This window comes from Rhodococcus oxybenzonivorans, assembly GCF_003130705.1.
In the GTDB taxonomy this organism is placed as follows: Bacteria; Actinomycetota; Actinomycetes; order Mycobacteriales; family Mycobacteriaceae; genus Rhodococcus_F; species Rhodococcus_F oxybenzonivorans.
In genome coordinates this window covers 4,589,641-4,601,882 of the sequence record NZ_CP021354.1, presented here as the reverse complement: position 1 = coordinate 4,601,882, position 12,242 = coordinate 4,589,641, and the positions used below count along the sequence as shown (strand labels likewise).

Annotated in this window: 13 protein-coding genes; all 13 read right to left on the bottom strand. The window is 63.2% G+C overall.

The window, feature by feature from the left end:
• Positions 1-78 precede the first annotated feature (78 nt).
• The 13 genes from CBI38_RS21610 to CBI38_RS21550 all read right to left on the bottom strand — a co-directional run bounded on the left by CBI38_RS21610 (position 79) and on the right by CBI38_RS21550 (position 12,151).
• On the bottom strand, positions 79-1,095 hold the full coding sequence (locus CBI38_RS21610) for an MBL fold metallo-hydrolase (RefSeq protein ID WP_109332056.1): 1,017 nt from the start codon (positions 1,093-1,095) through the stop codon (positions 79-81).
• Positions 1,092-1,427, bottom strand: a complete 336-nt coding sequence (locus tag CBI38_RS21605; RefSeq protein ID WP_109332054.1) for an EthD domain-containing protein — start codon at positions 1,425-1,427, stop codon at positions 1,092-1,094. Before CBI38_RS21605 ends, CBI38_RS21610 begins: the two co-directional genes overlap by 4 nt.
• 67 nt (positions 1,428-1,494) lie before the next feature.
• On the bottom strand, positions 1,495-2,118 hold the full coding sequence (locus CBI38_RS21600) for a TetR/AcrR family transcriptional regulator (RefSeq protein WP_109332053.1): 624 nt from the start codon (positions 2,116-2,118) through the stop codon (positions 1,495-1,497).
• 40 nt (positions 2,119-2,158) lie between these two features.
• On the bottom strand, positions 2,159-3,655 hold the full coding sequence (locus CBI38_RS21595; protein WP_418328348.1) for a class I adenylate-forming enzyme family protein: 1,497 nt from the start codon (positions 3,653-3,655) through the stop codon (positions 2,159-2,161).
• 62 nt (positions 3,656-3,717) lie between these two features.
• Positions 3,718-4,767: an alcohol dehydrogenase catalytic domain-containing protein gene (locus CBI38_RS21590; protein WP_109335262.1), complete on the bottom strand. Its 1,050-nt coding sequence runs from the start codon at positions 4,765-4,767 to the stop codon at positions 3,718-3,720.
• Positions 4,767-5,555 carry an SDR family NAD(P)-dependent oxidoreductase gene (locus CBI38_RS21585; RefSeq protein WP_204164787.1) on the bottom strand — a complete coding sequence of 263 codons (789 nt, stop codon included), beginning with the start codon at positions 5,553-5,555 and terminating at the stop codon, positions 4,767-4,769. Before CBI38_RS21585 ends, CBI38_RS21590 begins: the two co-directional genes overlap by 1 nt.
• 17 nt (positions 5,556-5,572) lie before the next feature.
• On the bottom strand, positions 5,573-6,331 hold the full coding sequence (locus tag CBI38_RS21580; protein WP_109332049.1) for an SDR family NAD(P)-dependent oxidoreductase: 759 nt from the start codon (positions 6,329-6,331) through the stop codon (positions 5,573-5,575).
• Positions 6,328-7,530, bottom strand: a complete 1,203-nt coding sequence (locus tag CBI38_RS21575) for an acyl-CoA dehydrogenase family protein (RefSeq protein WP_109332048.1) — start codon at positions 7,528-7,530, stop codon at positions 6,328-6,330. Before CBI38_RS21575 ends, CBI38_RS21580 begins: the two co-directional genes overlap by 4 nt.
• A 29-nt stretch (positions 7,531-7,559) precedes the next feature.
• Positions 7,560-8,537, bottom strand: coding sequence for a phosphotransferase family protein (locus tag CBI38_RS21570; RefSeq protein WP_109332047.1), 978 nt, complete (start codon positions 8,535-8,537; stop codon positions 7,560-7,562).
• Complete coding sequence (locus CBI38_RS21565; RefSeq protein WP_109332045.1) at positions 8,534-9,742, bottom strand: acyl-CoA dehydrogenase family protein; 1,209 nt, start codon at positions 9,740-9,742, stop codon at positions 8,534-8,536. Before CBI38_RS21565 ends, CBI38_RS21570 begins: the two co-directional genes overlap by 4 nt.
• A 57-nt stretch (positions 9,743-9,799) precedes the next feature.
• Positions 9,800-10,951 (bottom strand): thiolase family protein, encoded by a 1,152-nt coding sequence (locus tag CBI38_RS21560; protein WP_109332044.1) that lies wholly within the window; start codon positions 10,949-10,951, stop codon positions 9,800-9,802.
• Positions 10,948-11,325: a Zn-ribbon domain-containing OB-fold protein gene (locus CBI38_RS21555; RefSeq protein ID WP_109332043.1), complete on the bottom strand. Its 378-nt coding sequence runs from the start codon at positions 11,323-11,325 to the stop codon at positions 10,948-10,950. The genes CBI38_RS21560 and CBI38_RS21555 overlap by 4 nt, the downstream gene beginning before the upstream one ends.
• A 37-nt stretch (positions 11,326-11,362) precedes the next feature.
• Complete coding sequence (locus CBI38_RS21550; RefSeq protein WP_109335260.1) at positions 11,363-12,151, bottom strand: enoyl-CoA hydratase/isomerase family protein; 789 nt, start codon at positions 12,149-12,151, stop codon at positions 11,363-11,365.
• Positions 12,152-12,242 lie beyond the last annotated feature (91 nt).

The window sequence follows — 12,242 nt, the reverse complement described above, 5'->3', positions numbered from 1 at the left end:
AGAGAGCAAAATTTGTCCCCATAGAGGTATCCGGAGAGGGATACCTCTATGGGGGCGTTTGTGGTGTGTTCGACTTCCTCAGCTCATGCTGAAGACGTCCACGCCGTCTTTGGTGGCTACCGATAGGAGGTCGCGGTCGACGAGGACGTCGAGGTGTGCCAGTGTCTCGCAGGTAGCGACCATTTGATTGAAAGAATCGAGTGCGTCGAATACGCGCTCTCGGCGCGTCCACGTAAGGGCCTGAGCGACTCGCAGACCGGTGCTCGGCCCCAATCGTGCAACAGCATTACGAGTTTGGTTCAAGCGGTGGTCGTGGTGTTCGAGCAGTTCCAGGCAGCGCGCGTGTACGTGGGTGCCGGCCGGACCGTGGGCGGGCAGCATGACTCGTTCGGGCTCATCGAGCATCAGTGTCAGAGACCGTAGGTACTGCCCAAGGGGTAGTTCCCAGTTGCCGAGTTCGAACCCGATGGACGGTGTGATCGTCGGCAGCACGTGATCGCCGGTGTAACAGACACCTCGATCGAGATCGTGAAAGATCATGTGGCCCTTGGTGTGCCCGGGCGTGTGGGTGGCAATCAACGAGTGACCGGCGATGTCGACAGGGCCAGGGGACAGCCAGATGTCGGGCTGTTCCCAGTCGTCGGGAGCGAAAGGCTCGGCGATTGCCCTGCGGCGCGCCTGCTCGGCGATGACGGTGTCGCCCGCACGATGGAGTTCGCGGATCGAACTCTCGGGGACGTTGCTCTCCAGCCTCGCAATGGCGGCAATACCCGGGGCCTCGGCGCGTCCGAGGTGGATCCGGGATCCGTGGCGGCGTCGCAATTCCACCGCAAACGTGTAGTGGTCGCGATGTACGTGGGTGACGTAGATGTCGTGGATGTCCGCAGGTGAATAGCCGATCTGGGTGAGCGCCGCGGAAAGTTCGTGATGGGTCGACGGGCGATGCCACCCACCATCGATCAGCGCCAGTCCGTTGTCGGTCTCCAATGCATACACGTTGATCGCGCGCAAGCCGTCTTGCGGCATCTCTAGCGGGATTCGGTGGACGCCTTCGGCGACTCGGTGGGCACCGGCCTCGGCCCACTCGGAGGTCATTCGGCGGTGGTGACGAGGGGAACCATGGTTTTCTCGTCGCCATACCACATCATTCGCCGACCACCCATGGTTCCGACATGGTCGACCGCGGCTTGCCATTCCGGGCTCGCCAACGCGACGTCGAGGCATTCACGTGATGCAAAGCTCAGGACCGAGAGGCCGTCCCAGCCTTCTGATCGACTGCCGAAGGATTCGAGAAGTTCGGTGTGCTGCCAACGCAGCAATCCTGGCAGCGGGTAGGTGACTTCGGCATGCTCTCCGCGCCACCACGTCATAAACTGCTCGTGGGTCCAGTCGGTGGGACGGGCGGCGATGAGAATGAGATTGTACATCGAGTCTCCTAAGTGAATTCGGTTCATTTCAGTGGGTCGCCAGGAGAGCGCGCAGACGGCAAGGTACCTACGCGCGAACGACGCGCAAGGCCGCGTCGGTAATCAGCGTGGTAATTTCGTCGAGCGTGATCTTGCCGCCCGGGCGGTACCAGCGCCAGACACTGATGATCAGCGCGAGCACCAGGCGGCCCAGCAGATGCGCGTCGGAATCGACGAAGTCGCCGGATTTGATCCCGCGGGTGATGAGGTCGGTCCAATCTTGTTCGATCTTGGCGACGAGTTCGCGAGACCGGAGGCGCTCGGCCTCCTCTTTGACCGACTGACGTTTGGTGGCCAGCAAATCCATATGGTTCTGCAGGATGCGACGCTGAGAGGCGTCGGTCGGCGATGCCTCGAGAGACGCGGCAACGGCTGCACGTAATGCTTCGACCGGGTCGGACGTCTCGGCTGTGGCGGCGGTGAACCGTTCGGCCGATTCGGCCAACTCGAGCCGCATGATGGTCAGCAGACAGTGTGCCTTGGACTCGAAGTAGTGATAGAGCGCGGTCTGGCCGATGCCCACTTCGTCGGCGATCGACGCCCACTTGGTGTGTTCGTAACCCACCTTGCCGAATTGATCGATCGCGACCGACAGAATGAGACTGCGCTTGGACCGCGGGCTTTCCCGGCGAACCTCGGTCTCAGTGCTCATGGCTCCCCCTGTGATAAGACAAGTACACGCGTACCCGACTCTACCTGCCCTGAGGTGAATTAGGGTCAATCTTGGTTGCCAGGGCAGACGCGATGCTCACCGCATCGGGTCGTGACAGCTTACCCACCCGGTTCTGAGGTAGGTCGTCAACGGTGAATACGTACTCGGGCCATTTGAACTTGGGGAAGTCGGCCGCAGCAAGCTGTTCCGTCACCCGCGTGAGGGTCAGATCTTCACAATCGGTGACCACCAGCGCTGCAGCTCGCTCGCCGAGGAGTTCATCGGGAACGGGGACCACACATACTTGGACGACACCGGGAAGGCCGGCGATCGCCGACTCCATCTCGTTGACGTCGATGTTGCGGCCACCGCGGATGATCATCTGTTTCTTACGACCTATCACCTGGATGGTGCCGTCGTCGCCGACCTCCACCAGATCGCCGGTGGGCAGGAACCCGTCCTGGGTCAGCATCGGCGGGACCGGGACGCCGCCACGTGCGTAGCCGACAAACATCGACGGACCCTTCACCTGGGCGTCGCCGACCTCACCGGTGGGTACCGGGATACCGTCGGAATCCACGGCCCGCACGATGGTGCCGGGAAACGGGCGCCCGTCGCGGCCGAGGCGGATGGCCGGGGGGTCTTCGAGTGCTGGTGTGGTGTGGCCCAGGCACTCGGACATCCCGAACACCCGCAGGAATGTGGTTCCCAGCGTTGTCTCGGCCTTCTCGAGCGCACTCTCGTTCATCGGGCCACCGCCCACCGTCAATGCCCGGACGGTCGAGAGCCTGCCTTCGGAGCCCTCGGTCACCGAGAGCTGTAGTGCCATGGTGGGCACCAGCATCGTCCACGCAACACCGTTCTTCGCCATCGCGTCGACTGCCCCGGCGGGCGACCACTTACCGATCGCCACGAGGGATCCACCGAGGTAGGCCGGCAGGTACATGCCGAAGCAGAATGCAGCCACCGAAGACAATGGGACAAACGCGCCGATCGCTTCACCCGGTTGCAGTCCGACAGTCTCGATCGTGCTCTGGCATGCGTACCGGATTGCCTCTTCGGACTGTACAACGCACTTGGGGCGTCCAGTCGAACCGGATGTCATCGCAATCGCAGTGCCACCCTGCCAGCGTGCAATGTCGCCAAACCCTCCGGGGGCCGAACGCAGCAAGAGCGTATCGAACGCCTGTTCCGAGTCGGGAAAACGCGCGGAGTCGATGCTCCAGTGCGAAAGTGAGGTCGGGTCGGCCACAACGATGTCAGGTGTGATGTCCTCGAGCGCCAACTCGAACTCGGCTTGGGTGGCGTGGGGGCTGAAGACGGCGACCAAGCCGCCCCGTAACCCGACGGCCACGGCGGTGGCCAAGGTATGCCAGGTGTTGTCGGCCTGGATGAGCGCGGTGGGCGGTGCCTCATCGATGCCTGCGATCCGGTCGGCGAGTGTCCGGGCGGCATCGACAATCGACCCGATTGTGTGGCTCCCCAGCTCGTCGATGACGGCAACCGCATCGGGGTCGGACTCGGCCCGGGCGACCATCTCCTGTGCAAGTTGCTTCACTGCGCTGTCTCTTTCATCGTCGCGGTCGTAAAAGGATGAACTCAGAGGCCGGGAACAAGGACTCCGCGCCCGGCGAACGAGCCCGAACGTAATTTTCGGTAGGCATCCCGAACTTCGGAGAAACCGAATCTCGTGACCTCTGCATGCAAGGTGCCGGCTTGTGCCAACGCAACCACGTCCCGGAGGTCGTCGGTCGTGCCCCAGAACGGGGCACCGACCTGCCAGCCGCTGACGAAACCGAGGTCTTTGCCGACGGTGAGTCGTCCGCCGGCGCTGCCGACGACGACGATTCGCCCGCCGGGCGCAAGCAGCCCCGGTGCGGGTCCGATGGTCGGTGGTGCACCGACGAAGTCGAAGATCAGATCGGCTCCGCCGAGGGTCGCGATGTCGCGTGCAGCCCCCTCAAGTGTGAGATGGCATGCCTTCGCGCCCGAACCGATGGCAAGCTCGTGAGCCTGCTCGCGGGTGTCCACGGCGACGATCCGGCGGACACCGAGCGCCCGCAGGATCTGGACGGCCAGGTGGCCGAGTCCGCCTATTCCGACGACCACGGCAACAGTGTCACTGTCGATCAGGTCTTTGTGCAGACGAATCGCGTGATAGGCGGTGAGTCCGGCGTCAGCCAGCGGTGCAGCCTGTTCGGCAGGCAGGGCGCCGGTGGGAACGAGTACATCGGCAGACGGGACCACCATGAGTTCGGCGAGACCGCCGTGATGACCGAGACCGTTGCCGATCGGTGAGAGGCGACCGTCCTGCCGGGGGACGAGCTCGAGGCAGTAGTTCTGTCGACCGCGTCGACAGTTCCGGCAAGCCTGGCAGGACCAGATGCCGTGCACCACCACCGATTCACCGATCAGGCTGCGGTTCCCCTCTGGTCCGGCGTCGACGACGATGCCGGCGACCTCATGGCCGAGGGTCAGGGGTAGCGGATAATCGAACCGCCCGACCGGGGAGTCCATGACACCGAGATCGGAACGGCACAATCCGGCCGCGCCGACCTTGATCAGGAGCTGTTTGCCGGTGAATGCAGGTTCGGGGACCTCGCGAACAACAGGTGATTCGCCCCATGCTGTGAGCTGGACGGCCAACATCAGCGCGCGGTCCAACCACCGTCGACGACCAGTGTCTGACCAGTCATGTAGATCGACGCGTCGGATGCGAGGAAGAGCACGGCCCCGTTGATCTCACCGTCAGTGCCGCCACGGCCGAGCATGGTGTTCCGGCGTACCCAGCCCGCGGACTTGTCGTTGCTGAAGAGGCCGTCGGTCATCTCGGTATCGAACCACCCGGGGACAACCGCGTTCACACGGATACCCCGGCGGCCCCATTGACCGGCCAGTTCGCGGGTGAGTCCTAGCGTGCCTGCCTTTGATGCGGCATAACTCGCACCGCCGATCGGGGCGGTGGACACCAAACCGATCACCGAGGAGATGTTGATGTATGACGCCTGCTCGCCCTCGGCGAGGCGGCCGGCCGCGTATGTGGCCAGGTGGAACCCCGCCACCAGGTTGACCTCGAGAATCGAGTTGAAGCCCTCGGCGGTCTCCTGTTCGGCTTGTGGGGGACCGGGCTTGCCGGCGTTGTTGACCAGGATGTCGAGGCGGCCGGAGCGGTTGTAGCACTCGTCGACCAGGGCCTTGCGATCACTGTCGTCGGTGATGTCGCACTGCACGGGAACGATGCCGGGGACCTCATCGCCAAGCGCGTGGAGCCGGTCGAGTCTCCGCGCGGCGGCGTAGACCGTGGCGCCGGCGCCGGCGAGTGTGCGGGCAAAGCCGAGCCCGAGTCCCGACGACGCCCCGGTGACGATCGCGGCACGGCCGGATAGCCCGAACATCGCGGTGAGCATTGATTCGCGTGCGGAGCTGTTGTTGGTCATCAATTCTCCAGTCGGCATCAGTAGACCGCGGTTCGTCCACCATCAACAGGGATGATGGCACCGGTGGTGTAACCGGCAGCGTCAGAGGCCAGGTAGGTTACCATTCCGGCAATTTCGGTGGGCAGCCCGAGGCGGCCTGCCGGCAGGCGGTCGACGATCTTGCCGATGAACTCATCGTCCCAGTTCTCTGCCATGTCGGTGGCGAAACCGCCGGGCATCACGCAGTTCACACGGACGGTGGGGCCGTACTCCTGTGCGAATGCGCGGGTGAGGGCGTTGAGTCCGTTCTTGGCCGCGGCGTACATCGCCTCGGGTGGGCTGGGGCGCTCGGCACCGATGCTCGAGATGTTGATGATCGATCCACCGCCGGCGGCGGCCATGCGGTCACCGGCAACGGCCATCAAGCGGAACGGACCCTTGAGGTTGACTTCGATGGTCTTGTCCCACAGTTCTTCGGAGACCGAAGCCAGATTCTCCGCCAACGGTGCGATACCTGCGTTGTTGACGACGATGTCGATGCTTCCGAACTGCTCGATGATCGAATCGACGGCAGGTTCGATGCTGTCCCACTTGCCGACGTGCAGTGCAAACGAGTGTGCGGTGCCGGGGCCGGATTCATTCAATTCCGCAACGGCACTTTCACAGGCTTCAATCTTGCGACTCGACACGATCACAGTGGCGCCGACTTCGAGGAGACCGCGGGAGATGGCCAGACCGAGGCCCCGGCTGGCGCCGGTGACAAGAGCGACCTTGCCGGTCAAATCTGTTGTGTTCATTTGTGCTTCTTCACTTCCAGGCGTGCGATGGTCCGCAGGTGCACTTCGTTCGGGCCGTCGGCGATCTGTAGGGCACGGGTGATGGCGTGCAGGCGGGCGAGGATGGTGTCGTCGCTGACCCCTGCTGCGCCGTACGTCTGGACGGCGCGGTTGACCACGTTGTGCGCGACTTCCATCGCGGAGACTTTGATCGCGGCCACTTCTGATCGGGCGGCGGCATTGCCCTTGGTGTCCATCAGCCAGGCCGACTTGAGGACGAGGAGACGAATTTGGTCGATCTCGATGCGGCTGCGAGCAATCCATTCACGGACGACACCCTGGTCGGACAGCGGTCCACCGAAGGCAATGCGCTCCAACGAGCGTTTGCACATCATGTCGAGTGCGCGCTCGGCCATCCCGATCGCACGCATCGCGTAGTGCATCCGGCCGGGACCGAGACGGCCCTGGGCGATGGCGAAGCCGTCACCCTCGGCACCCAGCATGTTGCTAGCCGGCACCCGTACGTCGGTGAACTGAACCTCGCCGTGTCCGAGGCGGTCTTTGAATCCGAACATCGGCAGATCGCGTAGGACCTCGATGCCGGGTGCGTCAGCTGGAACCAGGATCATGCTCTGCTGACGGTAGGTCGGGCCGTCCGGATCGGACTTGCCCATGAAGATGATGAGTTTGCAATCCGGGTCCAGGACCCCGGAGGTGTACCACTTCCGGCCGTTGAGCACGTACTCGTCGCCGTCACGGGTGATGGTCGAGGTTATGTTGGTGGCGTCCGAGCTGGCGACGAAGGGCTCGGTCATTGCAAAGGCAGAACGAATGCTGCAGTCCAGCAATGGTTTGAGCCACTGCTGCTTCTGCTCTTCGGTGCCGAACATGGCCAAGATCTCCATGTTGCCGGTGTCGGGGGCCGAGCAGTTGATGGCCTCGTTGCCAATGATCGACCGGCCGACGACCTCGGCCAGTGGTGCGTACTCGAGGTTGGTGAGTCCAGCACCCAGGTTGTCGTGACACATGAACAGATTCCACAGACCCCGCTCACGAGCGATGTTCTGTAGATCGCGCATGATCTGCGGCTGCTCGTGCGGATTCTCGTTGGCCGCGATCTGTGCGTCATACACCGCCTCGGCGGGGTATACATGCTCGGCCATGAAAGTTTCGAGCTTGTCCTTCAATTCCTCGGTACGAGGGGAATAGGCGAAATCCACGATGACTCCTGCGGTTTGAAGGTGCTCGTCTACGGACGTAGCAGGGCGGTGCCCGTCTCGATCAACCGATTGATCGTGGCCGGGAGTTTCTCTTGATCTGGGTCGTGATGGCGACCCTCGCGATGGCGACGCAGGTTGTGGCCCATGATGGCGGCCATCTTCAGCCGACCCAGTGCGTTGAACCACTTCTGGTCGGGCAGATTCGAGGATCCCCCGGTGTAGAGCGCGACGAGTTCGTCTTCGGTGGGCAGCCCAGGCACCTCTCGTCCCACGCCGGGAAAGTTGCTGCCGTCCGCGAAGACGAGAAACCAGCCGAGTTCGACGCGTGGATCACCGGTACTCCAGATCTCCCAGTCGATCAGGGCGACCGATTCGAGGCCCTGGGACAGGATGTTGCCGAGACGATAGTCACCGTGCACCAGGGTGGGGGTGATGGGCTCGGGTATATCGGCTTCGAGGAGGGCGAGCAGTGTGTCACCGCCGACCACGAGCTCGGGAGGCACCGCGCCCAGCGTCTTCGCCCATCGCGACAGTTCTTTTTCGGGGGAGAGAGGTTCGGAGATCCCCGGTATCGATGCGAGGTCGACCGCATGCAAGAGCGGGAGCACTTCGGCAGCACGACGCATACGCGCGGCAGCAAGCGTCGGCTCGACGGGGGGATCGTCGAGTACCGGTTCCAGTGATTCACCGGCGACGAACTCCATCGCGAACCACGCGGGTTCCTGCTCGTCGACGGTGAGGATGTGGGGTACGGGAACGTCGGTGTGCTCGAGTGCCTGCAAAATTGTGGCCTGCCGCAGCATGTCATGCCGGCCGATCGAGCGTTGGCCTTCGGGAACTGCCTTGATAACCACGTCGGGCCCGCTGGTACTGACGCGATAGGTGAGACCGGAGTGTCCGCCGGGCAGCACCTGGAAATCGGTCATGGTGAGCCCGCACTCGGACTGTAGGCGCTGTGCAACCCTGGATTTCAGATCTGAGCTAATTGTGACATTCGGGCCGGTCATGGTCGCGGCTCCCTCGGTAGTCCGAGCACCCGCTCGGCGATGATATTGTGCTGGATCTCGTCGGTGCCGCCGGCGATTTTGTAACCGGGGGCGCCTAGAACATGCTCACTCCAGGCGAAGGATCCCCACCGCCCGGGATCGGCGGTGAGGTCGCGGCCGAGCAGCAGCCGGGCGACCTCGGATGTGCGGGCCATAGTGTCGGTGGCCAGGAGCTTTCCGAGTGAGGCCTCGGGGCCTGGATTGTTACCGGCCACCACGGCGCCCGCAACCCGCATGTTGCTGACACGCTGCAGGTAGCTGCGGGTGACGAGGTCGGCGACCTTGTCGCGCTCGATCTCGCTCAGTTCACGACCGAGGTTCTGGGCCAGCGCCACAGCCTGATCGGCGTTGGCCAGGCCCAGATTGCCGCCGTCGAGGCGTTCGGCCGCAAGTACGGTGAGCGCGACTTGCCAGCCTTTGCCGACCGGACCGAGGCGGTAGGTGTCATCGAGCGTGACGGTGTCGAGGTAGACCTCGTTGAACGAGCTGCCTCCGGTCATCTGCCGGATGGGTCGGATGGCGACACCGCTGGCGTCCATCGGGACCAGGAAGACGGTTAGTCCGGCGTGTTTGGCGGCGGCCGGGTCGGTGCGGCAGACCGCGACACCGAAATCGGACACCGAGGCGCCCGATGTCCAGACCTTGTGGCCGTCGATTTGCCATCTGTCGTTGGGTTTCTGAACTGCCTTGGTGCGAACGGCCGCGAGATCGGAGCCGGCCTCGGTTTCGGAGAACAGCTGGCAGGCGATGAGATCGGTGCGCAGTAGAGCACGCACGTAACGGGCCTTCTGGTCCTCGGTGCCCCACTGCGCGATAGTCGGTGCTACCAATTGCTGTGTCACCGAGAACATCTCGGTGCGACGGGGAATGTCGAAGGCTTCTTCGGCCCGCCGGAAGGCGAGCACGTACGACAACGGTAAATCGCGGCCCCCGTATTCAGTCGGCCAATTCAGTGCACCCAATCCGGAGTCGAACTTGAGCTTCTCGTAGCGCGAGATCTCATCGGTGTGCTCCCGCTCCTGCTCAGCGGTCCAGTTCTCGAAGACCGCCACCGAGTCGGAACCACTGCCCCAGACCGATTCGGTGCGGGGCGGAGCCACACTCTGGAGCCATGCGACTGCCTCATCGGTGAAGGTGGCGAGATCGGGGAGGGTGTGTGCTGTCACTGAATTACTCTCTGTGCCCTAGTCGTAGCTGGCGCGGTCATGTCGGATCCGGCCGAATCAAACTGTCAGAACGGTGCAGGCACTGATGCCCGGTGCGCCGTACACGTGTGTGAAACCGACTTGGGGAGTGCCTCGCACCTGACGGTCGCCAGCCTCACCACGCAGTTGGGTGACGATCTCGTGGACCTGCCGCAAACCCGACGCACCGATCGGTTCACCGTTGGCGATGCATCCGCCGTCGGTGTTGATCGGGATCCAGCCACCGATCTCGGTGTCACCACGGGCGATCATCTCTTCTTGCTCGCCGGGCTCGCAGAAGCCGCATTCGGCCATGTGCATGATCTCGGCGCCGCTCTCGGTGTCCTGTAGCTGGGCCACGTCGACGTCAGACGGTGCCAGACCGGCCTGTTCGAACGCGGCGCGGGCTGCGTCGGCGCTGACGCTGGTCGGTTCTCCACTGCCCTGGATGGCGGGACTGAAGACCTCGAATGAACCGAAGCGCCTGGTGCGATGGCTGATCGCTCGCAGATGGATGGGTGTGCGATCGATGCGCTCGAGCGCCTCGGGGCTGGCAACCACGATCGCGGCGGCACCTTCACCCGGCGAGCAGAACATGTAACGCGTCAGCGGATCGTTGACCATGTCGGCGGTGGCGATGGCCTCGGCCGACATCGGTTCCTGCCGCCATGCATTGGGATTGAGAGAGCCGTTGCGGTACGCCTTTTCGGCGACCCGGGCCAAGGTATCGGCAGAGATGTCGTACAGGCGCATATAACGCGAGATCTTGGCGCCGAAGAACTGGGTGGTGACCATCAGGCCGGCATCGCCGTAACCTTCGGGCAGGCCCCACTCTTCCGGACGGGCGTTGAAGGCGCCGCGGGGGTGTTTGTCGAATCCGACGGCGAGTGCGATGTCGGCGGCACCTGCCCGGACGGCATTGACCGCGGAGAACAGTGCACTACCGCCGGTGGCGCAACCGTTCTTGACATTGGTGAAAGGTATTCCGGTGAATCCTAATTCGGCGACCAGCGTGTCGGCCAGACCGGATCCGTCGCTGCCGCCGAATGCGACTTGCACATCGGGCCACGACAGTCCGGCATCGGCGAGCGCATTGTTTATTGCGGTGACCGCCATCTCGCGTCCGGTGACGCCGGGTTGCCTTCCGAACTTCGAGAGTCCGGCGCCGACGATGGAAACGGGCTGTGTCATTGGGAGGCCCCTTGCGTGGTGAAACGTCCGACCGCGAACCGGGGCACCGGTGAGATGGCAACCAAGCTCACCGGTGCCCGGTCCAGTTCATCGAAATGATCGCAGTCGAGGATTGCCTCGACCTTGATGCCTTCAGGGAGTTCGACGTAGCCCACTGCATAGGGAGAGAAGCTCTCTGCGGGAGGGACATACGGCGGCGACTTGGGAGCAAAGCGTTGGATCGTGTAGGCCCACACAACACCCTCCGTGCTGAGAGTCAGCGGATCCGCGGTCGGGGTGACGCACTTGCTGCACATCGTGGATTCCGGGAATGCAACGGTGCCACATTGCGAGCACCTGCTGCCGCGGAGGACCACGGCCGACGACTCTTCCATGTCTGTCCCTTCAAGTTGAAGATCTAGTGCCGACAGATCAGCGACCGACCCACTTCGGCTCGCGCTTTTCGAGGAATGCAGTGACGCCCTCGCGGCCGTCTTCGGACTGCAGGGCGTTGCCCACTGCGAGGTGCTCCATCACCATGAGCGACTGGATGTCGGCGTCGAGGCCGCGGTCGATGGTCATCTTGGTGAGCTTCATCATGAACGGGCTCTTGTCCACCAGCGGTGCGATGAAATCCTCGACCAGCTGATCGAGCTCTTCGGCGGGAGCCGAGGCGTTGATCAGGTCGAAGGCGTCGGCCTCTTTGCCCGAGAGCAGCTTGCCGGTCAGCATCAGCTCCTTGGTCTTGCGGATGCCGATCATGCGGGGCAGGCGATAGATGGGGCCGGCTCCACCGAACAGTGCGCGACGGATGTGGAAGTCGCCGATCTTGGCATCGTCCGCGGCGACTGCAAAGTCGCACGAGATCATCAGCTCGAAGCCACCGGCGGTCACGTAACCTTCGAGGACTGCCACCGACGGGGTGTTCATCGAGTACAAACGGTCACAGACCTTGGCCGAGAGCACGGCGACGTCCATCGCGTTGGTGCTGCCGACGTAATCCGAGAGCAGGATGTCGAGGTCGAAGCCGGAGCAGAAGGTGTTGTTGACGCCGCGCAGAACCAGGACCTTGAGGTTCGGGTCGTTGTCGACCTCGACGATGATCTCGTCGAGACGGTGCAGCAGTTCGGGGGTGACGGCGTTCTTCTTGTGCGGCCGGTTCAGCCAGACGCGGGCGACGTCGCCGTCTTTCTCCAACAGGATGTGGTCGGTGTCGATCATCATTGAGCCTTTCTGTCGATCTTTGAAATTGAACTGGATTCACTTCAGTATTGACCATCAGCGTGATCCGCGTCAATACTTGACCTGAACT